The organism is Tabrizicola sp. M-4 (assembly GCF_051132405.1).
GTDB lineage: Bacteria > Pseudomonadota > Alphaproteobacteria > Rhodobacterales > Rhodobacteraceae > Paragemmobacter.
Genome location: NZ_CP128607.1, coordinates 206,314 through 230,737, shown reverse-complemented (window position 1 = coordinate 230,737; position 24,424 = coordinate 206,314). Strand labels below are relative to the sequence as shown.

At 60.2% G+C, this 24,424-nt stretch carries 21 protein-coding genes; 13 read left to right on the top strand and 8 right to left on the bottom strand.

Going from position 1 to position 24,424, the window contains the following annotated elements; genetic code table 11:
- Window positions 1-9 precede the first annotated feature (9 nt).
- The 3 genes from TabM4_RS21160 (at window position 10) to fsa (ending at window position 2,423) form a co-directional block, all read left to right on the top strand.
- Window positions 10-1,002, top strand: coding sequence for a dihydroxyacetone kinase subunit DhaK (locus TabM4_RS21160; protein WP_434622246.1), 993 nt, complete (start codon window positions 10-12; stop codon window positions 1,000-1,002).
- A gap of 8 nt (window positions 1,003-1,010) precedes the next feature.
- On the top strand, window positions 1,011-1,655 hold the full coding sequence (gene dhaL / locus TabM4_RS21155; protein WP_434622244.1) for a dihydroxyacetone kinase subunit DhaL: 645 nt from the start codon (window positions 1,011-1,013) through the stop codon (window positions 1,653-1,655).
- 114 nt (window positions 1,656-1,769) lie between these two features.
- Complete coding sequence (fsa, locus tag TabM4_RS21150) at window positions 1,770-2,423, top strand: fructose-6-phosphate aldolase (RefSeq protein WP_434622242.1); 654 nt, start codon at window positions 1,770-1,772, stop codon at window positions 2,421-2,423.
- Window positions 2,424-2,531: 108 nt separating this feature from the next.
- On the opposite strand, the gene TabM4_RS21145 is transcribed toward fsa, so the two are convergent.
- Window positions 2,532-3,647 carry a Fic family protein gene (locus TabM4_RS21145; RefSeq protein WP_434622828.1) on the bottom strand — a complete coding sequence of 372 codons (1,116 nt, stop codon included), beginning with the start codon at window positions 3,645-3,647 and terminating at the stop codon, window positions 2,532-2,534.
- 327 nt (window positions 3,648-3,974) lie between these two features.
- Here TabM4_RS21145 and TabM4_RS21140 point away from each other — a divergent pair, with 327 nt between their 5' ends.
- On the top strand, window positions 3,975-5,300 hold the full coding sequence (locus tag TabM4_RS21140; RefSeq protein WP_434622240.1) for a hypothetical protein: 1,326 nt from the start codon (window positions 3,975-3,977) through the stop codon (window positions 5,298-5,300).
- A 28-nt stretch (window positions 5,301-5,328) separates the two neighbouring features.
- Here the strand turns inward: TabM4_RS21140 and TabM4_RS21135 are convergent, their stop codons facing one another.
- The gene (locus TabM4_RS21135) at window positions 5,329-6,033 is read right to left on the bottom strand and encodes a hypothetical protein (RefSeq protein WP_434622238.1); all 705 of its coding nucleotides are present in this window, start codon (window positions 6,031-6,033) and stop codon (window positions 5,329-5,331) included.
- A gap of 92 nt (window positions 6,034-6,125) precedes the next feature.
- Here TabM4_RS21135 and TabM4_RS21130 point away from each other — a divergent pair, with 92 nt between their 5' ends.
- Window positions 6,126-7,124: a helix-turn-helix transcriptional regulator gene (locus TabM4_RS21130; RefSeq protein WP_434622236.1), complete on the top strand. Its 999-nt coding sequence runs from the start codon at window positions 6,126-6,128 to the stop codon at window positions 7,122-7,124.
- Between the two features lie 4 nt (window positions 7,125-7,128).
- Here the strand turns inward: TabM4_RS21130 and TabM4_RS21125 are convergent, their stop codons facing one another.
- The 3 genes from TabM4_RS21125 to istA form a co-directional block, all read right to left on the bottom strand.
- Entirely contained in the window at window positions 7,129-7,329 is a 201-nt protein-coding gene (locus TabM4_RS21125; protein WP_434622234.1) for a hypothetical protein, read from the bottom strand.
- Window positions 7,330-7,451: 122 nt separating this feature from the next.
- Window positions 7,452-8,180 carry an IS21-like element helper ATPase IstB gene (gene istB, locus TabM4_RS21120; RefSeq protein WP_434622232.1) on the bottom strand — a complete coding sequence of 243 codons (729 nt, stop codon included), beginning with the start codon at window positions 8,178-8,180 and terminating at the stop codon, window positions 7,452-7,454.
- Entirely contained in the window at window positions 8,113-9,681 is a 1,569-nt protein-coding gene (gene istA, locus TabM4_RS21115) for an IS21 family transposase (RefSeq protein ID WP_434622230.1), read from the bottom strand. The genes istB and istA overlap by 68 nt, the downstream gene beginning before the upstream one ends.
- A gap of 137 nt (window positions 9,682-9,818) precedes the next feature.
- On the opposite strand from istA, the gene TabM4_RS21110 reads away from it, so the two are divergent.
- The gene (locus TabM4_RS21110) at window positions 9,819-10,523 is read left to right on the top strand and encodes a hypothetical protein (RefSeq protein ID WP_434622228.1); all 705 of its coding nucleotides are present in this window, start codon (window positions 9,819-9,821) and stop codon (window positions 10,521-10,523) included.
- 254 nt (window positions 10,524-10,777) lie between these two features.
- Here TabM4_RS21110 and TabM4_RS21105 read toward each other — a convergent pair whose 3' ends face one another.
- Entirely contained in the window at window positions 10,778-11,053 is a 276-nt protein-coding gene (locus tag TabM4_RS21105; protein ID WP_434622226.1) for a hypothetical protein, read from the bottom strand.
- A gap of 153 nt (window positions 11,054-11,206) precedes the next feature.
- Between TabM4_RS21105 and TabM4_RS21100 the strand changes: the two genes are divergently transcribed.
- A protein-coding gene (locus TabM4_RS21100) for an IS3 family transposase (protein ID WP_434613863.1) occupies window positions 11,207-12,393 on the top strand; the annotation gives its coding sequence in 2 pieces (ribosomal slippage) (window positions 11,207-11,468 and window positions 11,468-12,393; 1,188 coding nt in all).
- 10 nt (window positions 12,394-12,403) lie between these two features.
- Here TabM4_RS21100 and TabM4_RS21095 read toward each other — a convergent pair.
- Window positions 12,404-13,105 carry a cell envelope integrity protein TolA gene (locus tag TabM4_RS21095; protein WP_434622224.1) on the bottom strand — a complete coding sequence of 234 codons (702 nt, stop codon included), beginning with the start codon at window positions 13,103-13,105 and terminating at the stop codon, window positions 12,404-12,406.
- 308 nt (window positions 13,106-13,413) lie between these two features.
- On the opposite strand from TabM4_RS21095, the gene TabM4_RS21090 reads away from it, so the two are divergent.
- Window positions 13,414-14,025, top strand: a complete 612-nt coding sequence (locus TabM4_RS21090; RefSeq protein ID WP_434622222.1) for a hypothetical protein — start codon at window positions 13,414-13,416, stop codon at window positions 14,023-14,025.
- A gap of 151 nt (window positions 14,026-14,176) precedes the next feature.
- Window positions 14,177-19,309 carry a RecQ family ATP-dependent DNA helicase gene (locus tag TabM4_RS21085; protein WP_434622220.1) on the top strand — a complete coding sequence of 1,711 codons (5,133 nt, stop codon included), beginning with the start codon at window positions 14,177-14,179 and terminating at the stop codon, window positions 19,307-19,309.
- 162 nt (window positions 19,310-19,471) lie between these two features.
- Here the strand turns inward: TabM4_RS21085 and TabM4_RS21080 are convergent, their stop codons facing one another.
- Window positions 19,472-20,230, bottom strand: coding sequence for a GntR family transcriptional regulator (locus tag TabM4_RS21080; RefSeq protein WP_434622218.1), 759 nt, complete (start codon window positions 20,228-20,230; stop codon window positions 19,472-19,474).
- A 302-nt stretch (window positions 20,231-20,532) separates the two neighbouring features.
- On the opposite strand from TabM4_RS21080, the gene TabM4_RS21075 reads away from it, so the two are divergent.
- The 4 genes from TabM4_RS21075 to TabM4_RS21060 all read left to right on the top strand — a co-directional run bounded on the left by TabM4_RS21075 (window position 20,533) and on the right by TabM4_RS21060 (window position 24,423).
- The gene (locus tag TabM4_RS21075; RefSeq protein ID WP_434622826.1) at window positions 20,533-21,297 is read left to right on the top strand and encodes an SIS domain-containing protein; all 765 of its coding nucleotides are present in this window, start codon (window positions 20,533-20,535) and stop codon (window positions 21,295-21,297) included.
- A 71-nt stretch (window positions 21,298-21,368) separates the two neighbouring features.
- The gene (locus TabM4_RS21070) at window positions 21,369-22,649 is read left to right on the top strand and encodes an ABC transporter substrate-binding protein (protein WP_434622216.1); all 1,281 of its coding nucleotides are present in this window, start codon (window positions 21,369-21,371) and stop codon (window positions 22,647-22,649) included.
- A 110-nt stretch (window positions 22,650-22,759) separates the two neighbouring features.
- Window positions 22,760-23,599, top strand: a complete 840-nt coding sequence (locus TabM4_RS21065) for a carbohydrate ABC transporter permease (RefSeq protein ID WP_434622214.1) — start codon at window positions 22,760-22,762, stop codon at window positions 23,597-23,599.
- A 14-nt stretch (window positions 23,600-23,613) separates the two neighbouring features.
- Entirely contained in the window at window positions 23,614-24,423 is an 810-nt protein-coding gene (locus TabM4_RS21060; RefSeq protein ID WP_434622212.1) for a carbohydrate ABC transporter permease, read from the top strand.
- Window position 24,424: the final 1 nt, after the last annotated feature.

Below are 24,424 nucleotides of genomic sequence, written 5' to 3'. Positions count from 1 at the left end.
GGAACGGAAATGCAGAGATTTGTGAACAACCCCGACGACATCGTCGACGAAACGGTGCGCGGCTTCGTGCGCGCCCATCGCGATCTTGTTCGCATTGACCCCAATAACAACCGGGTCGTTGTTTCACAGTTCGCCCCCAAGCAGGGCCGCGTTGGCGTCGTGACGGGCGGTGGGTCCGGTCATGAACCTGCTTTCATCGGCTATACTGGCCGCAACATGGTGGATGCCGTAGCCGTCGGCGAACTCTTCTCCTCACCCACCGCCAAAAGCTTTGCAGACGCCATCCGTGCCTCCAATGGCGGCGCTGGGGTCGTTGTTCTCTACGGGAACTACGCGGGCGACAACATGAACGTCAAAATGGCACAAAAGATGGTCGCCAAGGAAGGGATCGAAGTCCTGACCGTCGTTGCCAACGACGATGTCTGCTCCGCCCCTGCCAGCGAAATGGAAAAGCGTCGCGGCGTTGCCGGAGAAATCTTCATGTGGAAGATCGGCGGTGCCAAGGCTGCCTCCGGTGCATCGCTGCAGGAGGTCCGCGATACCGCGCAGCGGGCAATCGACAACTGCCGTTCCATTGGCGTCGGCCTCGGCCCATGCACCCTGCCTGCGGTCGGCCATCCCAATTTCCAGATCGAACCCGGAAAGATGGAGTTCGGCATTGGCCACCACGGCGAACCCGGGGCATTCGTTGCGGATTTGCGTCCCGCAAACGATGTTGCCGATGAAATGGTGAAGGTCGTCTTGGACGACCATAACCTGCCTGCGGGAACCGAAGTCGCCGTTCTGGTGTCCGGTCTTGGTGCCACCCCTATCAATGAGCTTTATGTTCTGCATGATCGCATCGAACAGCAGATCGAAGCGCGCGGGCTGGTCGTGCATAAAGCCTATGTGGGTAACTACTTCACATCGCTGGAGATGGTTGGCGCAACGCTCACCGTTATGGCGCTCGACGAGGAACTGAAATCTCTGCTGGCTGTGGAAACAGCCTGCCCTGGCTTCTGAGGTCCGAAATGCCTTCGTTCAAGAATTCCGCTTCAGCTGGCATCGTGACCGAACTTGCCGAAGTGATCGTGGCCAACCGCGCATACCTCTCCGAGATCGATGGCCTCATCGGTGACGGCGACCACGGCGTCAACATGGCCAAGGGCTTCGGTCGGGCTGCGGAACGGATCTCGGTAAAGGACATGTCGTTCGGAAATGCGCTTTCGGAACTATCCGATGTGCTGATGTCCGAAATCGGCGGGTCGATGGGACCGCTCTACGGCATGATGTTCCAGGATATGTCCGAAAGTGTCGAAGCCGCAGAAGATGTCGATGAGAAGGCCTTCGGCAAAATGGTGCGTGCAGGACTTGAGGCTGTTCAAAGCATCGGCTCCGCGAAAGTGGGCGACAAGACCCTGATGGACACGCTGGTCCCCGCCGTCGAAGCTTACGAAGGGGCAATTGCCTCCGGTCAGGGATATGTCGCTGCTCTGGAGGCCATGAAGGTCGCCGCCGCCAAGGGGCGCGACAGCACCATCGATCTGGTCGCAAAGATCGGTCGGTCGGCACGTCTCGGTGAACGCTCGCGAGGCGTCCTTGATGCAGGGGCTACGTCTTGCTGCCTCATCCTCACGGCTCTCGCAGATGGAGCAGCAAAGCGCCTCAGCGCCTGACCCCGGAACATCTCTACGCTTCAGCCCGCAAGCGCACGCCCACCTTAACCCAGCCAACCAAAACAGGCTCAATCGCTTTGGCGAGCCTGTTGTCATGACTTTACAGGAGCCCAAATGCAGTTCTTTGCCGACACCGCCGTGCTCACCGAGATCGATCAGCTCAACAAGATCGGTCTGGTCGACGGGGTGACCACGAACCCGACCCTGATCGCGAAATCGGGTGCCGACTTCAAAGAGGTCATCAAGGACATCTGCTCCATGATCAGGGGGCCCGTATCTGCCGAGGTCGCTTCGCCTGCTTATGAAGGCATGGTTGCCGAGGGCGAAGTGTTGGCCGCTCTTGCACACAACGTGGTCGTGAAGCTGCCGATCACGGTGGATGGTTTGCGTGCCTGCCGCTACTTCGCAGATAAAGGCATCAAGACAAACCTGACCCTCTGCTTCACTGCCAACCAGGCTCTTCTGGCCGCGAAAGCAGGCGCGACCTACGTGTCACCTTTCATCGGCAGACTGGATGACATCAACTTGGACGGCATGGAATTGATCCGCAACATCCGGACGATCTTCGACAATTACAGCTTCGACACCCGGATACTCGCGGCATCTGTTCGGTCGGCAAACCATGTGACTGAAGCTGCCCTTGCCGGGGCAGATGTGGCGACCATGCCGACTTCGGTGATCCTGAAGCTCGCCGAGCATCCCTTGACGGACAAAGGCCTCGCCACCTTCCTGGCCGACTGGAAAGCTACCGGGCAATCCATTCTGTAACCGCGGCGAAAGATGTCCGCCTATTGCGGGCATCTCTTGCGCTACTCCTACCAACTTTTCGAAGATACTTGGCTATGCGGATCTGCGGGCCAAGGAAACTGCCCCGGCTCAAACTGTGTCTTGGTCGAACGGATCGGACCCGAAGGGGCGCGTCAGGACCTTCAGGATCTCCCGCGACTGGAAAACGCGGTTTCGCGACTGCGCTTTCCTCAAAGTCAGAACGCCCGCCTTCTCCAATTGACCGATCCCGTCGTTGGCGCTCTTGAAGCTGACATCCAGAAGCTGTGCGAGTGTTTTCGCCGTGAGCACCGGATACGCCGGGAGCAAACGGAGTGTCCGGTCAGCCGCGGAACTCCGCCTCAGGGTAATTCTTTCACGCCAGCCTGCCTCAATCGTGGCGATTGCCTTCATCGTCACCTTGAACTCCGCTTCGATCCCCAGAATTGCCTCCGAGATCAGTCGCACCAGCGGTCCGTGGTCGAGCCGCTGCTGCGCTGCCTTGAGGGCGGCAAAATAGGCCTGCTTGTGGTCCGCTGCCTCGATCCACGGGGAGATATAGACGGGCGCATGACCCTCTGCCGCGAACATCAGCGGGATCAGGATGCGCCCGATCCGGCCATTGCCGTCAGAGAATGGGTGGACCGCTTCGAAATGCGCATGTGCAACTGCCGCGCGGACGATCGGGGAAACCTGCGAAGGGTCCTCCACATCCGCGCGCATGTAGGCGAGTGTATCCTCAAGACAGGCAGCGACGCGATCAGGCGGCGGCGGGTTCCAGCTGGAGTTGTCGGGGGTCGGGCCGATTGGTCCGATCCAGACGACCCTGTTTCGCAGCACGCCCGGCGTGTCGCGGTATCGCTCCATGTTCGAGGCGAGGATGCGATGCAGATCGCAGACAAGATCCAGCGTGAAGCCGTCGCGCCCCATTTTCGATATCACGTCGAGACCTTGGGATATGGCCTGCGTCACCCCACCGATCTCGCGGATATCTCCCTCGGTCTCCCCATCCGCCTCTCCGGCCAAAAGCGCGTCGAGCGTTCCGTGGGTGCCTTCAATCGACGAACTGGTCAGCGCCTCCTGCCGCTCGAGTATCCGCGTGAGGGCGAAAGCGGAAAGGCCGGGCCGGACATATTCGGTCATGCGTACAAGGGCGGCATTCGCCTCGTGGAGAAGCGCGCCCACCTCGGCTCCGCCGATTGGGATCGATCCCCGCGAGGGGGCCATCGGCACCACGCCCCGGTGATTGGAATGGGGTGCAGGATAGGGGATTAGCGTGGCACGGACGACAGCAGAGAGATCGCTGTAGCGCATGGGAAACCTTCAATAAGGCTGGGAACTCATGAAGTATATTGTACCTTGTCGCATAAAGGTAAATAAAAAGCTGCGCGAGAGGCCATATTGTAGGTTGTTCCGTCTCAGCGACCACTTCCGGAGGACGTCACATCAGCCCGCAGGGCCGCCGCTTTCGCAGGCATGCGACACGCATCAAACCCGCCTCTGAAATTTTTTCGACGGACTCATGTCCCCGCCGCATCAACAACGGCGGCGAACATGACCACTCATCTCTTCTCTGAATCCCAGACGCTCCGACTCACCAAGGCAATCGTCGAAAAGGCGACGACCGATGCCGGGAAACGTATCGAACTGCGCGACAGCGTGGTATCGGGCCTCGTCCTGCGCGTCTCGCCGACAGGGCTGCGCCGGTATGTCTGCAAGATCAGCATGGGCAAGAAGACCCCGGCGATCGCGCTCGGCTCGCCCGACAAGGTCGACCTCGAAATGGTCCGGATTCAGGCGCGTGACAAGATCCAGGCTGTCAAGAAAAACACCCTCAAATATGGCCCCCGTTCCGCATGCCGCGTGACCCTGCGCCAATTGATCCTCGAGGCCACCCCCATTCTCGCCAAGCGCAAGAACGGAGGGAAGATCTGGTCGCTGCGGGAGCACCGCAAAACCCCCGACGCCGTCGGAACGCTTGAAAAGGTCTTCCAGACTCTTCTGGACGAGCCTGTGCGCGAAATTGACCCTGACACGATCGATGAGGTCGTCACGCAAGGGCACAATGCCGCGGCCCCCGGATCGGCATCTCGCGGCCTTTCCTACCTTCGCACCCTTTACGACTGGGCGGCGCAGCGTGGGAAATTCGCAAAAACCGGAAGCGGCCGGAAAGTGCCCATCGAACTCCCCGAAGTGGAGAAAATCACCAAACCCGCCGAACCTCGCCGCCGCGAACGCACCTTGAACTTCAGGGAAGCCGGATTGGTCTGGCGGGAAGTGACCAAGCCTGATGCCGGGGTTGGCCACTCCGCCCACCGCTTCATCATGTGCACAGCCTCCCGACGCGGGCCCGTCGCCAAGATCCGTTGCGGTGATATCAACCCTATCAACGGCACTTGGACCTTCGTCGCGAAGGGAGGCGAAACCAAGACCATCGGTTTGTCTCAGTCGATCATTGCCTGGGTGACTTCTTTGCCGAGCTACGACCGGAGAAACCTTGACGCATATCTTTTCCCGAACAGCAAGGGCGGGCCGTTCTGCGACTGGGATGCCGCAACGAAGGCCATTCAGGAGGCAACCGGCACCGCGAACTGGACGCGCTACGACCTGCGCCGGACCGCAGCCTCAGCTCTCGAAAGCTATGTCGACGATGACTTCCCGCATCACGAACTGCTCTCCCATGCCAATCCGGGCGATGGGCACCTGAAAGCCAAAGCCGTGGTCGACCGCCTGATGACCAAGCCGCATCAGAGCGGCATTGGCTTGACCTATCGGCCCGAGACGGATCCGGGGATCGAAAAGAGCATGCGCAAGCGGACGCGCGCAGCGACCGCGAGGTTGGAGCGGTACTATGAGGAATGTGCGATGATGGTTGAATAACTGTCGGGGCCAGAAGTCGTGGCTTGCTCTATCGGTCCGATGCTTCCTGCTTCCACGAATACCAGACCGTGGGACGCATCTCGTCCTCACTCAGAAAGGTTCGCACAGAGAATAGAGGAACTCCGGCAGCATCATTGCAGACCAATCCCCAATCTTCGTCCAGGGCAGCCTGGTCCAAGCCGCCTGCCCAGACCCCATTCGCGACTGCTGGAATGAAATGATCGCCACTCTCGGTGAAATCCCTGCCCTGCGCCAAGCCCCGCAGGACACGCATGCCTTCCTGATCGGCAACTGGCAAAAGCGGGCGGTCCAGCGCAACCGCGCTACGCTCCACCAACCTTTCGAGAGCATGCAGGCAGAAGCTGGCCCGAGACACATGATACCCGACACCGGTCCGTAGGCACCGGATCGCAAACCGTGTATAGACCACCGCCGTTTCGGTGAAGAGCTCCTGCTGATCAATCTGGTTGCGGATCTGGCAGACATTGCGCACGAAGACGACAAGCCCTTCGTCGCCCTTGGCAACTTTCACCACGCCCTTCCGTGAAGCCAGTTGTTGCGCGAGCCGATGCATGGCCTTCGCATTCGGCCGCATGTTCGTCGAGAGGCGGACGAGAGCGGCAACATCTGCTTCGGCCTGCGCCGCATGCGACATTGCCTGACGCGCGAGACCGCGTTTCAGGGCAGTCCGGAGGGAAGCGTTGGTCGCAAAATGGCTGTGCTGGATCTGCATCGAACCTTCCTTTCATCGGCAAATGGAAAAGCTCTCGTCCCAAATCTGACTTTACGTGCTATGGGTGGCAAAACCTGTCACGGGCATTAACCATGTCATTCACCAAAGCCGTCGACCTGCTCCGCCTCGCCGAAATGGCAACGTCGCGCCATTCAGGCGTTGGCCTCGGTGACATCGAAGAGGAATTCGGCGTCGACCGCCGAACCGCGCAGCGCATGACGCGGGTGCTGGAAGAGGTGTTCGACACCTGCACCACGCGCATCGACGACGAACGCCGCAAATACTGGCGGCTCGACGGCAACGCCGCCCGCCTGATGCTCGCCCAAGGCATCCGCGACAGCGAACTCGCCGCCCTCGAAATCGCCCTTCGCCGCGCCGAAAGGGATGGCGCGACGATCGAGGTGAAAGCCCTGAAATCCCTGCGAGACCGTCTGCTTGCCAGCATGGCCCGCCCCCACGCCCGCCGCGCCGAAAGCGATGCCGAGGCGGTGCTGGAGGCCTATGGCTTCGCCTCGCGCCCCGGGCCGCGGGTTCGGACCGCCACCGTCGTCCTCGAAACGGTGGCCGAGGCGCTGAAGGGGCCGAACCTTCTGACCATCACCTATGCAGGCGGCAGCAAGCCTGACGGGACCGAACGCACCGTCGAACCCTACGGAATGCTCCTTGGGACCCGCCGCTACCTCGTGGCCAAGGTCAAGGGCGGCAACGGGCGCTTGCAGCACTTCCGCCTTGACCGGATCACCGCCGCGCGGCTGGAGGCCGCGTCCTTCAACCGCGATCCCGACTTCAACCTTGAAGCCCACGCCGCCCGCGCCTTCGGCAGCTTCCACGCGGACGAGGAATTCGCCGAGGTGATCTGGCGCTTCGCCCCGAAGGCTGCGGCCGTCGCCCGCGAGTTCATCTTCCACCCGCTGCAAGAGGTAACGGAGGAGCCGGACGGAAGCCTGACCGTCCGCTTCCACGCCTCGGGGCATCTAGAAATGGCCTGGCATCTCTACCTCTGGGGCGACGCGGTCGAGGTTCTGGCCCCCGACCGCTTGCGTTCGATGGTTGCAGGCTTCCAGCGCAGGGATTTCCCCGCGCTGCCCTGATCTGTCAGGCACCCCAACGTGCGAAGAGCGCTCGGGACGGAGACTGATCCCAAAGCCGCAGATGTGCCCAATCGGCAACCGGCAGACCCCTGAACGCCTGCTTGACGAAGCGCCGCGCCAGCCGGTCGTCGATCAGATCGGCGATCAAGGCCAGCACCACCGTCGCCGGAGGCAAGCCCACAACCGCTGCGAAGTGGGCTGTCAATCGGCGTGCAAAACTGACCCCTTATCGGCGCCCAATTTTGACCCCCCTATGCTGCGTCGAGATCAGGGCCTGAGCCGACGGAACTGATCACAGAGTGGAGGCGGGTCAGGCCCTGATCGGGGTCAGGCGCGGTTTTTGAAGCGCCAGGACTCGTTGCCGGTTTCGATGATTTCGCAGTGATGTGTCAGGCGGTCGAGGAGCGCCGTGGTCATCTTGGCGTCGCCGAAGACGGTGGGCCATTCGCCGAAGGCGAGGTTTGTAGTGACTATGATCGATGTGCGTTCGTAGAGGCGGCTGATGAGGTGGAAGAGCAACTGTCCGCCGGATTGCGCGAAGGGCAGATAGCCGAGTTCATCGAGGATGACGAAGTCGAGGCGGGTCATGTAATCGGCCAGCCGCCCCTGCTTGCCGCCGCGGGTCTCGGTCTCCAGCCGGTTCACCAGATCCACGACGTTGTAGAAGCGGCCCCGGGTGCCATTGCGGATGAGCGCACGGGCAATGGCGATGGCGAGATGGGTCTTGCCGGTTCCGGTGCCGCCGATGAGGACGACGTTGCGCTGGTCGGCGACGAAGCTGCCAGTGGCCAGTTCCCGAACCAGCCCCTCGTTGATCGGTGTGCCGGTGAAGTCGAACTCTTCGATGTCCTTGGCCAGCGGCAGTTTGGCGACGGTCATCTGGTAGCGGATCGACCGCGCCTGTTTCTCGGCGATCTCTGACTGCAGCAGGTCTCCAACGATGCGGGGCGGTTCGTGCTGGCGCTTGATGCCCGCGGCCATGACCTCGTCATAGGCGCTGCGCATCCCGTAGAGCTTGAGGCTGCCCATCAGGTCTAAGATTTGGGTGCGTTCCATGTCGGCTGGTCCTCCTGAGGCTGTCGTAGCGGGCGCAATCGGCCACGGGTTCGTGGGTCAGGCGCAGCGCAGTGGGGGTGAGTAAAAGCGGTGGCGGGGTCGGGTCGCGCCGTCGGGCGAGGATGTTGATGACGACAGGGGCGGAATGGACGCCCTGTTCCACGGCTTCGCGGCAGGCGGCTTCGACAGCCTGCAGCCCATCATCGGGCACGCAGCTCAGGATCTGGACCATCTGGCGGTCGCCGTCATCGCTGCCATTTAGCTTGCGCCGGATCGTCGCCATGGCAGGCGGGAGCACCCAGTCCTTGAACGGCGCACCATTGCGCAGCGCCCCCGGTTTGCGTGCCAGAACAGGCACATAGTGCCATGGATCATAGACCGTCTGGCCCCGCCCGAAGGCGCGGGCGTGCTCGCCCACCACCACGCCATCCTGCCGAATGACAATCCGCTCGGCATAGGCATGCACCTCGACGGGGCGTCCGACCGCCGTGACCAGGACGGAATACTTGTTGTTGTCGAACCGCACCGTGCAGGTCTTTGACACCGAGGCTGGCACGCTGTGGAAGCCGTCGAAGCGTCCTACGTAAGGGACGAGGTGGGGTCGCTCGGCCTCGAACATCTCCCAGATCGTCTTGTCGACCTCTTCCACATGGCGATGTGCCTTGGCGTAGGCCACGCATTTGTCCAGCAGCCAGGCGTTCAACTCGTCGAGGCTTTTTACTCGCAGCCGCGGCGTGAAGAACCGTTCCCGCACTAGCCCAACTTGGTTCTCGACCTGCCCCTTCTCCCAGCCCGATGCGGGTGTGCAGGCGACGGGTTGGACAAGGTAGTGACTGCACATCTGAAGAAAGCGGCGGTTATAGTGCCGCTCCTTGCCGGTGAAGACCGCCTCCACAGCTGTCTTCATGTTGTCGTAGATGCCCCGTGTGCAGGTGCCTTTGAAGAAGGCGAAGGCACGGTCATGTGCGTCGAACACCATCTCCTGGCTCTCGCGCATGTAGGCGCGGGCGAACATCATCCGGCTGTGGCAAAGCCGGACATGCGCCACCTTGACCGTCACCGTGACGCCCAAGATCACCACGACCTCGTGGCTCCAGTCGAACTGATAAGCCTCACCCGGCGCATCGTAGAGCGGCACATAGGCTTCCGCCGTCACCGCACCCCGGTTCTGCGACCAACTCTTGGCGAACCGGCGCACGGCATCATAGCCGCCCTCGTATCCGAGCCCGCGCAACTCCTCAAAGATGCGGATCAGCGTGAGGCGTTCCCGCGCCGGCTTGTTCGCGTTGGACGACAGGAACTGTTCGAGCTGACCTTGCCACGGCCCAATCCGCGGCATTGGCTGTCGTTCGCGCCCGTAGCTGAAATCCGTCTCGTCCGTCCGCAGGATCTTCCGGACGGTATTCCGCGACACGTGCAGTTCCCGCACGATCTTCTTCACCGACCAGCCCTGAACGTAGAAGGCCCGCCGGACCCGCGCGATCGTATCCACTCGCTTCAACTCCCCCTCCGTCCGCTGCCCCGCAACGGACGCTCCAACACAACATCAGAGGGGTCAAAATTGGACGCCGATACCCCGCCTTAGGGGGTCAAAATTACACGCCGAAACACAAATGGCGGCGCTGATGGGGATGCTGAATGACTAATCACCTGATCCTCATCGCCGTCGTCGCGACGGCAATCCTCGGCGGATCGTTCATTCTGCGTGCAAGCCTTCCGGTTTTGTCGCAGATCCTCGGGATCGTTGTCGCCACGCTGGCAGCCGGACTCGCGCTTGATGCGCCCGGTCTTGTCGGAGCCGCGGCCTGGGTCATCGGCCTGGTCCTGACGGCTGTCGGATTTCTGCTTTCGGTGGGGGTTCGGTCTGGCTGGGCAAGGAAGGTCATAACCCGAGCCGGACATGTTGCCTGGTCTGGTGCCGTGATATTGCTCGGCTTCGGTCTTCCACCTCTCCTGACCCACGGACACGATGCCGTCGGCGCATCAGACAAGGACCGCATCGCTCTTGCCTCCGTTGCCGATCAGGCGGATCGGCGGTCAGGGGCTTTTCTGCTCGACACATCACGCGACGAGGCACGGCGCCGGATGTTGCGTGAACTCCTGCGCACGCACAGCATCGGCGATCCCGCCACTGCCGAGGCTGCCGCGATCATCCTTGTCCATAGCGACTGCGAGGGAGACTTTGCCCTCGCGATGAAGGTTCTCTTGGCAGTGCCGGGTCTGACACCAGAGGGGCGGCGTCTTGCGCGGATCGCCGAGGATAGGTGGCTTCTGGCGAGGGGGCTTCCGCAACGGCACGCCACGCAGATCGCCGTCAGGGCGGGACAGGATTGCCGGATCTGACCCGCCCGCTCTGCGCCGTGATCGGATGAGGCTCCTCACGTGTCCAGACGGTACAGCCCGATACGGGACATGACATCGGCCCGCGTTTTATCTGTCACCTCACGGGCGCGGGCGGTAACAACGGCCGCGAGTAGAGGCAAAGGATCAATGGAATGATCGTCGAGAGTTTTAACTTTCGCACCAAACAACCCCCACTGCAGCCCAAATGAGCCTTCTAGACTATGAAAACCAGACTACCGCGTGGCATTTGCACCTCATTTCAGGACCCTGAACCGCCCCCCACTCGTCCATGCGACGAGGTCCGAGTCATTGGGCGGCTCCATGCTGTAGTAGCTGTACTCAGAAGCCTGTTCGAACCATCGATACTGGGCACGCGTGAAGCGGAGCATAAGCAGGATCTCCCGCATTTCGTCGTGGATCTGCTGGATGTGTGCGTTGCGCGCGAAGGCCACTGAGACGAACTCGACAGTTCTGTAGCCCTGACCAATGGTACGAGCACTGCCGTCAGCTATCCAGAGCTCTTTCCGCATAGCAGGTCCGTAGGCATCCCGTAGGGCAGGGAGCATCTGAACTTGCTTATCGACTACCATTTTCCGGAATCTCTGGCGTTTTGCCTCTCCTGCTCTGACCCCCGATAACTCCTCCATCTGATGCTAGAGTCCGGCCCACTGAGAGGATCGGACATGAAGAGATCGAAGTTCACGGAAGAGCAGATCATTGGGATTTTGCGAGAGCAGGAGGCTGGGGCGAAGACGACGGAACTGTGCCGCAAGCACGGGATGTCGGAAGCGACCTTTTACGCGTGGAAGGCCAAGTTTGGCGGCATGGATGTTTCGGACGCGAAGCGCCTGAAGCAGCTTGAGGACGAGAACGCCCGTCTGAAGCGGTTGTTGGCAGAGTCGCTTTTGGATCAGGCTGCCTTGAAGGATTTGCTGTCGCGAAAGTGGTAACGCCCGCCGCTAGGCGCGAAGCCGTCGCGATCCTTGTGGAGCATCACGAGATGAGCGAGCGGCGGGCGTGTTCCGTGGTCGGAGCGGACCGGACCTCCATCCGATATCGCAGTTGCCGACCAGACGATACAGATCTGCGCGAGCGCCTGCGGACGCTGGCGGGCGAACGGCGCCGCTTCGGCTATCGGCGGCTGCATGTCTTGCTGCGGCGAGAAGGCCATTCGGTGAACCACAAGAAGACGCAACGGATCTACCGTGAGGAAGGCCTGTCCGTGCGAAAGCGGAAGGGCCGCAAGAAGGCCAGTGGCACACGCGCACCCTTGCTGAGCATGGTCATGCCGAATGCACGCTGGTCTGTCGATTTCGTCCATGACCAGTTCGCGCATGGTAGGCGCTTCCGCATCTTCAACGTCATCGACGATGTAACGAAGGAGTGCCTGGCTGCGGTCGTCGATACCTCCATCTCAGGTCGCCGCGTTGCAAGGGAACTCACAACGTTGATTGAGCGGCGCGGCAAGCCTGGACTCATCGTCAGCGACCACGGCACGGAGTTCACTTCCAATGCGATGCTGGCCTGGAGCGAAGACGCAGGGGTGCCTTGGCACTTCATCGCACCGGGAAAGCCCATGCAGAACGGAATCTGCGAAGCCTTCAATTCCAAGATGAGGGACGAACTCTTGAATGAGACGCTGTTTTTTGGCCTCGACCACGCACGATCTGCCGTCGCGCGCTGGGTCGCTGATTACAACGCAACCAGGCCGCACTCCGCGCTCGGCTATCTCACACCCGCAGCCTATGCTGCCAAACTCACCGCAATGGGCGACCGGCTTCTCGAAACGGAAACGCTCCGCCGCTCGCCCATTGCTCACAACGCGCAACCGCGCCAATTTCAACCATCGGCTCTGGTTTCAGGTGGATGAGTAAAGGGGGTCAGAGCACTCCGTCCTCCGAAAGCGGCAGGCTCGCGCCCTCTTCGTACAGAAGAGCCCACGCCCCTAGCAGAACGAGGCCTGTGTTGATGCTGGTAACATCTTGAGTGTATTTCGATATCTCGACGTTTGGGATGGATACTAGCTCGCGGTCGAGTTGCTGTTCATAGGAGACGGCCTCTGCTTCCAGTTCGCGCTGCCTAGCCGCGATAGTTATGGCATTCTTTGCCTGCTGTTCCTGAACCCTTCTATCTCGCTCTGCATCTTTTTCCGCCTGCTTTTTCGCCTCTTCGGCGGCTTGACGTGCCGCTTTTTCCTCGGCGATTTTAGTTTTCTCACCCTCGTAGCGCGAAGGATCGAGTTCCTTGAGTTCCTTCAGCCACTTATCTTGATCGGACTTCTCAAGCTGGGCAAGGTATGCCTGTGGGTCCGCCTCCCGCAGCTCTGCAAGTTCCTTCGCCTGTATGTGCGCGCCATAGGAAATCAGGGAAGTCAACATGCCGACGAAGATCATCATCGCAGCATTGTATCCGCGATGTCCCAGATGCAGGTCCGGCAGCGGTTTGAAGATTGCGATGAAGCTGACAACCAAGACGGGTAAGCCAATGATCAGGCCCACTGTTGGGAAGATGGCGCCAACAATCATGCCAGAGATCATGAGGAAGATGATTTGGCCAAAGGCCTTGAGGAAACGGATGATCATGTCTGTGTCGTCGTTTGCAAAATGTGGTGGTTGGATCAAATCGTTCTTTCAGTAGGAGCGACTTCGATCTCCCACCTTGAGAGAACTTGCTGTCCGAAAAAGGCAACAATCAGGCAAGAGCAGGGTGGTTTGATACCGTGTCTTGGAAGAATTGGAACTTAGGCGGTTTGTGCTTTGAGGCCAAAATCCAACAAATTAGAACGCAGATTGCGTAGCGTGATCCAAGCTGCTCCGAGATTGTGCGAGACGCGCCCGTGTGTTCAGCTAGACAACAGCTGCTTTGGCGAACAAAACCCGGACCCAGCCGCATGGACTTTGACGATCTTGTTGACCGCGTTCCGGCCCCTGAGAAGCGAGCAGCCAAAGTCCCGAAAGGCATCGAGCATAAGATGCATGAAGGGGCGGTAATGGTTGCCTACGCGCTGCATCTGCTGCGCATGACCGAAGCTCGGCACGTCTATATCCATCCCGACGGGGAACACGGCAAGCGCTTCGACTTTGTAGGCTGGCTAGCAAAACGCGGGTTTGAGAAGGTTAGCGATCTTGGCACGACAAGATTTGGAGGCGATTACCAGCACAGTTGCGGTTGGCGGGTGACGATCAATCCGAGTTCCGGCAAAGGTGACGTCGTTGCGCAAATTGGGAGCCTAACGCTCTCGGCCGAGTGTAAAGGGGGCATAGTCAACACTCGGCATGCGGGACAAGTTTCTCGTATCAGGCAGGGTCTATGTGAAACCGTGGGCCTTCTGATGGCTTCTGAGAGCCAGGGAAGACAAGTGGCGGTCGTACCCCTGACCCCGCAAAGCCGGGCGCTCGCTGAGCGGATGGCAGAACGCTGTGCACGAGCGGGAATCGAAATTTCCCTTATCGGAGAGAAAGGTAACGTGATCGATGTCAAAGCCAACGGACAGCATCTGTGAAGAAGAGAGAAAGGTGGTTCGTTTGCCATTGGTAGTGTTCGTTCCCCATCGCTCCGGTCAAGTTATGCAAGAAGCGTCCCGAACTTGATCTGTTGCCGCGCTGTCCAGGCATCACTAAGCTGAACACAAGTTTAACAACGCCTTGGATTTGATGGCACTTCTGGGCTTCATAAGACGACGGACCGAGGATGGAAGACCTCTTCTCGAACGCTGTTTGTCTGTTGATCTCGAAGTCAATCCGAAGACCGCCGAAATCTTCGACCTCGCTGCCGTGATGCATGGCAGCGCCCCCGCTGTCGTGGGCGCAGGAGGAAACATAAGGCAGAAGCTGGACCAACTGGAAAAGGCCGCGGCGAGGCTGCCACACATCATCGGCCACAACATCCTAAAGCACGATATCGAACACCTCCTTGCCGCACGCCCAAAGTTGGCGGCAAAACTCTCTGCGCCGATTGATACGCTCTGGCTCAACCCTCTCGCTTTTCCGCGAAACCCCTACCACCACCTCGTCAAACACTACCATGACGGCCGCCTTCAGGCCGGGCATATCAACGATCCCGAGAAGGATGCCCGCCTCGTCTTTGAAGTGCTCGAGAACCAGATCAAAGCGTTGACCGAAATTGGCACGCAGTCGTCCGACACGCTCTTGGCCTACCACTACCTCGCCACACGCATTGAACGCTCCGACGGGTTCGACGCGATCTTTCACGAAATCCGGAAATCCCCCACACCAGACCGCGCCACGGCACTGGCGGCTATACGGCAACTGCTGGACGGAAAAGCCTGCGGCGCACAGATCAACCCGACCCTCGATCAGCTTTCCGACCCTCGCGCGGGCTGGCCAATGGCATATGCCCTCGCATGGATATCCGTAGCAGGTGGCGAATCCGTCATGCCGCCATGGGTGCGCGCAGCCTTCCCACAAGCAGCCCTTCTCGTCCGCACCTTGCGCGACACCAACTGCGGCAAGCCCTCCTGCGCCTGGTGTGCCACGATGAACGATCCCGTCGGCGCCCTGAAAAGGTGGTTCGGCTTCGACAGCTTCCGACCCCACCCCAGCGACAGCGCCGGTCGCCCGCTGCAACAGGTCATCGTCGCAGAAACCATGCGACACGCGAATGTCCTCGGCATCCTGCCCACGGGCACGGGGAAATCCGTCTGCTATCAGGTCCCGGCACTTAGCCTCTACGACAAGACCGGCGCCCTCACCGTCGTGATTTCCCCGCTGGTGGCACTGATGGCCGACCAGGTGCAGGGGATGGAACGCACTGGCATTTCCTCTGCCGTGACGATCAACGGCATGCTGTCGATGCCTGAACGGCAGGACGCACTTGATCGCGTCAGGCTAGGGCAGGCCTCTATCCTCCTCATATCCCCAGAACAGCTTCGCAGCGTCTCCGTCCGCTCCATTCTGGCGCAGCGTGAGGTTGGCCTTTGGGTGCTGGACGAGGCGCATTGCGTCTCGAAATGGGGCCATGATTTCCGACCAGACTACCGCTACATCAGCCGCTTCATCCGCGAATTCTCAGGCACCGAAAAACCTGCACCCGTCCTATGCCTGACCGCAACCGCCAAGCCCGAGGTTGTAAAGGAGATCACCGATCATTTCCGCCAAAGGCTCGGCGTGGAGATCAGCCTCCTCGACGGCGGCGCGACCCGCACGAACCTCTCCTTCTCCGTGCTGGAAACGAACAAGGGAACCAAGCTCAACGACATCCTGACCGTGATCTCCGAACGTCTGCCTGTAGTTGGAAAATCCGGCGCGGTCGTCTACTGCGCCACACGCAGCGAAACCGAACGTGTCGCAGCCTTCCTCAAAGGCCAAGGCTTTGCTGCCGCGCACTTCCACGCGGGATTGACGCCTGATGAAAAGCACTCGGTGCAGGAAAGCTTCCGCGTCGGCGACCTGCGTGTGATCGCCGCAACCAACGCCTTCGGCATGGGGATCGACAAGCCCGACATCCGGCTCGTCGTCCATGCCGATATCCCAGGATCACTGGAAAACTACCTGCAAGAGGCGGGCCGCGCCGGCCGCGACCGCGCCCCCGCAGACTGCGTCCTGCTCTACCACACTGACGACATCGAGAGGCAGTTCTCCCTTACCGCCCGCTCGCGACTCGAACGGCGCGAGATCGGGGCCATTCTCAAGGCCCTGCGCCGCATCGACGAACGCGGCCGCAACCGTGGCACGGTCGTGGCCACCGCAGGCGAGATCGTCCGAGAAGAGAAGGACCACGATTTCATCCGCGACAGCGCGACCGACGACACCCGCGTCAAGACTGCCGTGGCCTGGCTCGAAGAATCCGCCCTCGTCTCGCGCGCAGAAAACCGGGTGCAAGTCTTCCCTTCCTCGCTTCTCGTTCGAACGATGGAAGAAGCTGAAACACGCCTGGCAGCTCCGGATATCACCGATCAGCGACGCCGTCAGCTTTTGGCAATTGTCCGCCATGTGATGAACACTGCCCCCGACAAGGGCATAACGACCGACGAACTCACGGGCATCAGCGGCCTCTCGCATCGCGAACTGAACAAGGCGATGGCCGATCTCGAAACCCTAGGCGTCGCGCGCAACGACATGGCGGTGACGGTCTCCGTTCATTTCGGGGTAGAGGATTCGTCCCGCAATCGCCTTGCCAAAGCCCTCAGCCTTGAAAAGGCGCTGATTGCCCGCATGCGAGAACTGGCCCCCGAAGCCGATGACGGCGTGCCCTGCCTGCTTGACCTGACCGTCACCAGCCAAATCCTCCGAAGCGAAGGGCATGACGCCCCAAGCCCCCACATCCTTGAACGCCTCTTGCGAAGCATCGGGCGGGATGGGCGCGATAGCGACGGTGGCAAAGGCAATATCCGCCTGCGCAAACTGTCCAGCAAGACCGTTGAGGTAGCTCTGCAACGGCCGTGGCGCACTGTCAGCCAGACGGCGGAACTGCGGTGGCAGGCAGCCGAAAACCTTCTCGGACACCTCATTTCCAAGATCGCGCCGCGCACGACCGGGAAGGACATTCTGGTCGATACGACCGTCGGCGATCTCCTCTCCGCCCTGACCTCGGACGCCATTATCAAGACATCCGGCGTCAGGGACATGACCAAGCTGATGGAACGCGCCCTCCTCTGGCTGCACGAACAGCAGGTCGTGACTTTGGGCAAGGGTCTGACCGTGTTCCGGCAGGCGATGACGGTCCACCTGAACCCCGGACGTGCGGGCTTCACCAAGAAAGACTACCTGCCGCTGGAAGATCATTACCGCGAACAGACGGTGCAGACCCATGTCATGGCCGCCTATGCCGAGATCGGCCTGAAAGACATCAACAAGGCACAGGACTTTGCGAAGGATTACTTCGCCCTCGATCAGGACCGCTTCCTCCTGCGCTGGATGCCGAGCCGGAACGTGGAAATCCGCCGCCAGACCACTGGCCGTGCCTGGAAGCAGATCGTCGAAGACCTCGGCAACCCGGTTCAACAGGACATCGTTGCCGATGATCGCGAGGAAACCAATGTGCTTGTCCTCGCCGGCCCCGGATCAGGCAAGACGCGCGTTCTGGTGCATCGAATTGCTTACCTGCTGCGGGTGAAACGTGAAGACCCGCGCGGCATCTTGGTCCTGACCTATAACCGCCACGCCGCCGCAGAAATCCGCGCCAGATTGCGAATTCTCGTCGGCGAAGACGCCGCTCGCGTGACGGTTTCGACATGCCATGCGCTGGCCATGCGGCTCGTCGGTGCCAGTTTCGCGAACGGCCCATCGGATAATCTCAGCTTCGACGAAATTCTGGTCGAGGCCGTTCGCCTCATCAACGGCGAAGGCCTCAGCAAATCCGAAGCCGAGGCGCAGCGCGAAGCCCTGATCCAAGGCTACCGCTGGATTCTCGTCGATGAATATCAGGACATCGGCCCCGAAGAATACGCCCTGATTGCCGCCGTTGCAGGTCGATCACTCGAAGACCCAGACCAGAGGCTCAGCCTCTTTGCCGTCGGCGACGACGATCAGAACATCTACGCCTTCACCGGGGCGTCCGTCTCTTTCATCCGCCGGTTCGAGGAAGACTACCGCGCCAAGCCAAAATTTCTGACCGAAAACTACCGCTCCACACGCCACATCATTGATGCCGCCAATCAGGTCATCGAACCTGCCCGCGACCGGATGAAGGCCGGTCACGCGATCACGGTGGACAAGATGCGCAGCCTGGACCCCGGTGGGGGTGCCATGGCGCAATACGACCCCGTTGGTCAGGGGCGCGTGCAGTTTCTGGACGTTTCAGGCGACGACATGGCCCAAGCGGTGGCCGCCGTGGACGAACTCATCCGCCTGTCGCGCCTCGATCCCGACTTCAGCTGGGCACGCACCGCGATCATCTCCCGCGACTGGAAACGCCTCGGCCCCGTCCGCGCCTATGCCGAACGGCAAGGCATCCCGGTCGAAATGGCGAACGAAAAACTCCCCAGCATCTGGCGTCTGCGCGAGATGCAGCGCCTCGTCACGGGGCTCCGCAAACGCGCGCCCGAAATGCTCACGATCCAGAGCATCCTCGACACCCTCAACCAACAACCCGCCAACCGCTGGATCGACCTGATCGCCGAGGGAATCGCAGACCTCGCCCGAGACCTTGGTCGAAAGGCCATGCCCGTTCCAGACGTCATCGACTGGCTTGCGGAATGGGCGCAGGACGTCCGCACCACACAGCGTGGGCTTCTTCTGCTGACAGCACACCGGTCCAAAGGCCTCGAATTCGATCACGTGATCATCCTCAACGGCGGCTGGCAGGCGCTTTCCGCCGGAGAAGATGTCGAAGCCCCCCGCCGCCTTTTCTACGTCGCCATGACCCGCGCCCGCCGCAGCCTCGCCGTGGTGACAAGCGGAGCCCATGCCTTCGTTCGGGCCGACAGTGACTCCGAACTCCTGCGCAAGGTCGGCACCCCCGCCCGGCACGACCTGCCGGAACCCGACCAATACCAACTGCCCGACATGACCACGGTCGACCTTTCCTTCGCTGGTCGCCTTGCCCCCGAAAACCCAACCCACGCTGCCATAACCGCAGCAAAGGTCGATGATCCTGTCACGCTGGAACACCGAGACGGGAAATGGATGATTCTCGACGCCAATTTCCGCACCCTAGGCCGTATGTCGTCGACCTGGGCGCCGCCCGCCGGGACAAGACTGACAATCGGAAGAGTGGGCGCTATCGTGCGCTGGCGCAAAGCAGATAACGACGAAGCCTATCACCGCCACATCAAACATGAACAGTGGGAGACGGTCCTGCCGGACTTAGTGTTCTCAAGGAGCTAAAAAGTTCATCGATCTGAGTGCATCCGAACTCCAAGTCGCTATTCACGTATTGAACCCACCGGGAGAACTGCGGGAAGAAACTGCTCATAGGACCAGACTTGTCGCTCGAAACCGCCACACTTTGCTTGGTCTGCGGTATCGCTGCGACGCTTTGCTGGACGCTCACTGGGGTGCCTTGAGCTCTGTGATCAGATCGTATGCGTCGCCGCGATAGATTGAGTGAGTGAATTCGACAGGGCGCCCGTCGGGAAGGAAGGCAACGCGCTCCATCCCTAGCGCTGCGGCCCCTTCGAATACGCCAAGCAGCGCAGCATCTTCGCTCGATAGATTGACGGCCGAGATGCGCTGCAAGGCACGAACCGGAGAAAGGTTGCGCTCTTCCAGCGCTTCATAAAGGGACTGCTTCCCTGCGTCGTAATCTGGAAGGTCTCGTTCGGCCAAAGTAGCGAGTTCGATGGCCATCGGCACGTCATCAGCAAGACGCAGGCGACGCAAGCGAATGACACGATCATCAGGTGACAGGTTCAGTCGGAGAGCTTCTATTGGAGACGGCAGGCTAACCTCGCGCAGCAGCCACTGTGACCCTGCCTTAAGACCGCGTCTCTGCATGTCCTCGGAGAATGAGGTCAACCGCGCCAAGCCCTGTTCCACGCGCGGCGGAGAGGCAGCGATGTAGTTTCCCGAACCATGCTTCTGAACGACGAGACCGGACTCGGCCAAACCGCGGAGCGCCTTTCGGACGGTCACTCGCGACAGCCCTAAACGATCAGCGATCTCACGTTCGCTCGGCAGCACATCGCGCGGGCGCAATTCGCCACGGCGGACAGCATCTCGGATGTGCCTTTGCAGTAGCAGATAAAGCGGGGCTGGATCGTTCTCGGGCCAAGTCACCCTGCTAAAAACCATGCGTTGATCAGACATCGCCTTCCTCTTGCCGGTTGCGATTCGGCAAATTGTATGGATGCGACCCTAATGAGCCATCGCCATGAGCGGAAGTGGTATCTTAAAGAAATGCCATTTTTCTCCACGAACAAAGAAGGAGGTGCGAAAAATTTCACTGATAGAGAGGAAATTTTTCAGCTATTAAAGGGTCTTAAGAGGCAGCGGCATTCGCCAGAAGGTGCGGCCGTGAGGTGGCAGTTGACGGAATGGATCAAATTGGCATTATTTTGGTATACAAGCTGTGCGGATCGGTCTTGGCTGGGTCGCCAGACCCAAAAAAAATGAGCGGCTCTTGCCCGGGAGAGGTTGTGTTGAACGCTTCGCTTGCTGACACCTATCTTGCCGACTTGGTTGCGCGCCTGACCGACCTTCGCAACACAGCCGCCGAGCCTTTGGATCGCGCGGCTGAAGCGATGGCTGCATGCATCCGGCGCGACGGGCTGATCTACATCTTCGGCTCCGGTCATTCGCACATGTTGGCCGAGGAAGCACATTTCCGCGCAGGGGGCCTCGCTGCGACAGTTCCGATGCTGGCAGCGGCTACTATGCTTCATGAGGGTGCCGCCGTTGGCACGAAGCTTGAACGTCTGCCCGGACTCGCACCCACCTTACTGGCGCGCTATCCCGTTGGGGCCAACGATGTTATGATCGTTGTGTCCACATCCGGCGTAAACGCAGCCCCCGTAGAAGCGGCCATGTTTGGCAAAGAGCGTGGGGCGACAGTGATCGCCATAACTTCGGAAAGCTATTCTCTGGCTGCAGCGAACGGACGCACGCGCATCGCCGATCTGGCTGACATTGTCCTCGATAACGCTGCACCTCCCGGCGATGCGACGCAGGAAGCCGGAGCCGAGGGGATGAGAGTTGGTCCAGTATCAACAGTCATCGGAGCCGCTCTGTTGAATGCAGCCCTCGCGGAAACCGCGCGGCGCTTGATTGAAGCAGGTGATCGGGCCCCAGTCTACCTGTCGGCCAACATGCCCGGCGCAGCCGCGCGGAACGAAGACCTGATCAGACGTTATCGACCACGCAACCCGCATCTCTAATCAATAGGGCCGCAAGAAGCCCGGAAAACAGACTTGAAGACACCAATCCCAAAACAGAGAGGCCCTAACGAATGAAATTCAAGTCAACGTCAAGCCTGACCCTCGCCATCCTTCTGCTCGGCAGCGGATCGGCACTTGCGCAAACCGAACTTCTATTGTGGCACATGGAGCAGCCGCCCCACCGTGTGGAGCGGGTTCAGGAACTGCTGGACGCCTTCAACGCCGCACATCCGGACATCGTCGTGAAGCAGGAGCCTCAGAACTGGGGTGAAATCTATGCCAAGGCGCCCGCGGCCCTTGCTGCAGGAAATGGTCCGGACTTGTTGTTTGCCATTCCGGATTTTGCGCCCATCCTCAAGGAAATCGGTGCGGTTCAGGATGTCGGCGCTTTTGTGCAAACGCTGGATGCCAAGCACGACCTCCTTGACAGCGCCGTCGGTTCTTATTCCTACGACAACGGCGTCTGGGCGGTGCCTCTCTACAATATGGCCATGAGCCTTTGGTATCACAAGGACGCCTTCGAAGCTGCGGGCGTTGCGGTCCCCAAGACCTGGACAGAGTGGCAGGCGGCAGTTGAAAAGCTGACGGCGGATGGCAAGTTCGGCATCGGATTGCCTGCGTCGAAGGGGCTTTACACCGATCAGGTTGTTTACAACTTCATGGTCAACAACTCTGCGAGCGAGATCTACAACGCAGACGGCAGCTTTGCGTTTGACAGCCCCAAGACGGCGGAAGCCTACGCGATGGCGGCGGCCCTGCAGAAGTTCTCGCCACCCGATAGCGCCGGCTGGTTCTGGGGCGACGCTGAAGCCTGTTTCGCCTCCGGTACCTGCGCCTCGATCCTTCAATTTACCACCATTACGACCTACGATACCCAAGGTGGAGGCGATGCGGGAAATCTTGGGGTTGCGCCCATTCCACACGCGGATGGCGAAGCTCAGCACAACACGATTGCTTATGCCAATGCAGTGATGCTGCTGTCTGACGATCCGGCCAAGCGGGCTGCCTTCGAGACGTTCATATCCTGGCTGCTTGAGCCTGAAAACTACGGCCGTTTCCTGAACATGGAGCCCGGTCTGTTCCTGCCGGTAACCGCGGATGGCGCCAATGCCGAAAGCTTTTGGAATGATCCGCTGGTCCAGAAGTACAAACCGCAGATCGAGACCATGATCGCAAACTCGGCGAATGGAATGCTCTTCGGCTTTACCAATGGGCGAACCTTCCCGTCGATTGCGCCAATCTCTGGTCAGAACGTCTTGTCAGAGGTGCTGCAAGCGGTCGTGATCGACGGTACGGACCCGGCAGCGGCGGTTGCTGCGGGCCAGGCGCGCATGCAGGAAATCGCCAAGTGACAAATCGGGGCTTTTCTATGCCCCCTTCGCAAGGTGCCGCCGACCCTGGGGTCGGCGGCAGACGCCTGCGCAACCGTTGGCCGTCCGAACGACTTCTGGCACTGCTTTTCGTGGCACCTGCGCTTGGGCTCCTCACCATTACGCTTCTGTGGCCCCTGTTTCTTGCGATTGACCTCAGCCTCCGCGACGTGCGCTTCATCGGGCAGCAAGGTGAATTCGTAGGCCTTCGAAACTACATCGAGGTGCTGACCGAGGATCGCTTCTGGGAGTCGGGCCTCCGTAGCCTGATATGGGTTGCCGGAAATGCGTTCGTGCAAACCGCCCTTGCGCTTGCCGCTGCGCTGGTGCTGCATCAGAACTTCCCCGTCGTCCGTATCGCACGCGTTTGGGTGCTGCTGACCTGGATCGTGCCCACGGTCGTGGTGGTCATCATCTGGCGCTGGCTCCTTTCGAATTCGGGCGGGATGATCAATCCGCTTCTGATTCAGGCAGGGGTGCTCGATGCGCCTGTCGGGTTCTTTTCAACAAGGGAAAGCGCCATGACAACGCTGATCCTGATCAACTCCTGGCGCTGGTTCCCCTTTGTTACACTCATGATCCTTGCCGCGCTCACCCGCATTCCCAGCGATATCGACGAGGCTGCCCGGATGGATGGAGCTGGCGCATGGCAGCGTTTCAGGCGCATCACATGGCCATTGTTGCAGCCGACGCTCTCGGTCTTACTGGTTGTCGGGACCCTTTTGTCATTCAATGTCTTCGATATCATTTGGCTGATAACGGCAGGCGGGCCCTCGGGGGGAACACAGACCCTGCCGGTATTGATCTACGAAACAGCCTTCAAGGGCTATGAGCTTTCCCGAGCGGCGGCGATTTCGGTGCTTACCGGCTTTGTGCTCATGGGATTTGCCATAGTTTCGAGCCGCTCTATGACCCGAGAGGAGGGAGCATGAAGCAAAGGCTGCCCATGCGCCTGCTGCTTGCGGTGACGATTCTGTTCTTCATGCTTCTGATCGGCTTGCCGTTCTGGTGGGTGATCAGCGGATCATTCAAGCTTCCGCAGGAGATCATCGCACGCGAACCAACGCTGGTGCCGCGGAGCTTTACACTGCAGCACTATGCCAAGCTTCTGGATGCATCCGCGTATCCGACCTACCTGGCCAACAGTCTGATTGTCGGGATAGCTTCCTCCGTCCTAACGGTGACGCTCGCCGTGCCTGCCGCATACGCATTTTTCCGGATGGAGCTTCCATTCCGCGAAGGCATGTATCGAGCGATCCTTCTGGCCTATGCCTTTCCGGGGGTGATCGTTCTTATCCCGATTTATGGCCTGTTCGCCCAACTAGGCCTCGTGGACAATCTTCTTGCCCTGATCATCGTCAACACAACCTTTGCCTTGCCGTTCTCGATCTGGATGATGCGGTCCTTTCTTGCCACTGTCCCTCGCGACCTGGAGGAAGCAGCGCGGATGGATGGCGCGCCAACCTTCGTGATACTTCGGCGGATACTTGTTCCGCTGATCCTGCCGGGCGTTGCGGCAGTTGGGGTCTTTGCCTTCATTTCGTCGTGGACCGAGTATCTTTTTGCCTCCGTCTTGATTCTGTCGGATGCCAACCGGACGGTTCCGGTCGGTTTCGCCGGGATCATAGGGCAATATCAGATCGATTGGGGCCTTTTGCTGGCGGGGGCAAGTCTTGCGATCCTTCCGGTGGTGCTGATCTTTTCCTTCATCGGGCGGGCCTTCGTGTCGGGCTTGACCGATGGGGCTGTGAAATGAA

Excerpts from the sequence above, each read along its gene's own strand:
- TabM4_RS21160 (WP_434622246.1), top strand. The coding sequence starts at position 10 with ATGCAGAGATTTGTGAACAACCCCGACGACATCGTCGACGAAACGGTG.
- dhaL (WP_434622244.1), top strand. The coding sequence starts at position 1,011 with ATGCCTTCGTTCAAGAATTCCGCTTCAGCTGGCATCGTGACCGAACTT.
- fsa (WP_434622242.1), top strand. The coding sequence starts at position 1,770 with ATGCAGTTCTTTGCCGACACCGCCGTGCTCACCGAGATCGATCAGCTC.
- TabM4_RS21145 (WP_434622828.1), bottom strand. The coding sequence starts at position 3,647 with ATGGCCCCCTCGCGGGGATCGATCCCAATCGGCGGAGCCGAGGTGGGC.
- TabM4_RS21140 (WP_434622240.1), top strand. The coding sequence starts at position 3,975 with ATGACCACTCATCTCTTCTCTGAATCCCAGACGCTCCGACTCACCAAG.
- TabM4_RS21135 (WP_434622238.1), bottom strand. The coding sequence starts at position 6,033 with ATGCAGATCCAGCACAGCCATTTTGCGACCAACGCTTCCCTCCGGACT.
- TabM4_RS21130 (WP_434622236.1), top strand. The coding sequence starts at position 6,126 with ATGTCATTCACCAAAGCCGTCGACCTGCTCCGCCTCGCCGAAATGGCA.
- istB (WP_434622232.1), bottom strand. The coding sequence starts at position 8,180 with ATGGAACGCACCCAAATCTTAGACCTGATGGGCAGCCTCAAGCTCTAC.
- TabM4_RS21110 (WP_434622228.1), top strand. The coding sequence starts at position 9,819 with ATGACTAATCACCTGATCCTCATCGCCGTCGTCGCGACGGCAATCCTC.
- TabM4_RS21105 (WP_434622226.1), bottom strand. The coding sequence starts at position 11,053 with ATGCGGAAAGAGCTCTGGATAGCTGACGGCAGTGCTCGTACCATTGGT.
- TabM4_RS21095 (WP_434622224.1), bottom strand. The coding sequence starts at position 13,105 with ATGATCATCCGTTTCCTCAAGGCCTTTGGCCAAATCATCTTCCTCATG.
- TabM4_RS21090 (WP_434622222.1), top strand. The coding sequence starts at position 13,414 with ATGGACTTTGACGATCTTGTTGACCGCGTTCCGGCCCCTGAGAAGCGA.
- TabM4_RS21085 (WP_434622220.1), top strand. The coding sequence starts at position 14,177 with ATGGCACTTCTGGGCTTCATAAGACGACGGACCGAGGATGGAAGACCT.
- TabM4_RS21080 (WP_434622218.1), bottom strand. The coding sequence starts at position 20,230 with ATGTCTGATCAACGCATGGTTTTTAGCAGGGTGACTTGGCCCGAGAAC.
- TabM4_RS21075 (WP_434622826.1), top strand. The coding sequence starts at position 20,533 with ATGAGCGGCTCTTGCCCGGGAGAGGTTGTGTTGAACGCTTCGCTTGCT.
- TabM4_RS21070 (WP_434622216.1), top strand. The coding sequence starts at position 21,369 with ATGAAATTCAAGTCAACGTCAAGCCTGACCCTCGCCATCCTTCTGCTC.
- TabM4_RS21060 (WP_434622212.1), top strand. The coding sequence starts at position 23,614 with ATGCGCCTGCTGCTTGCGGTGACGATTCTGTTCTTCATGCTTCTGATC.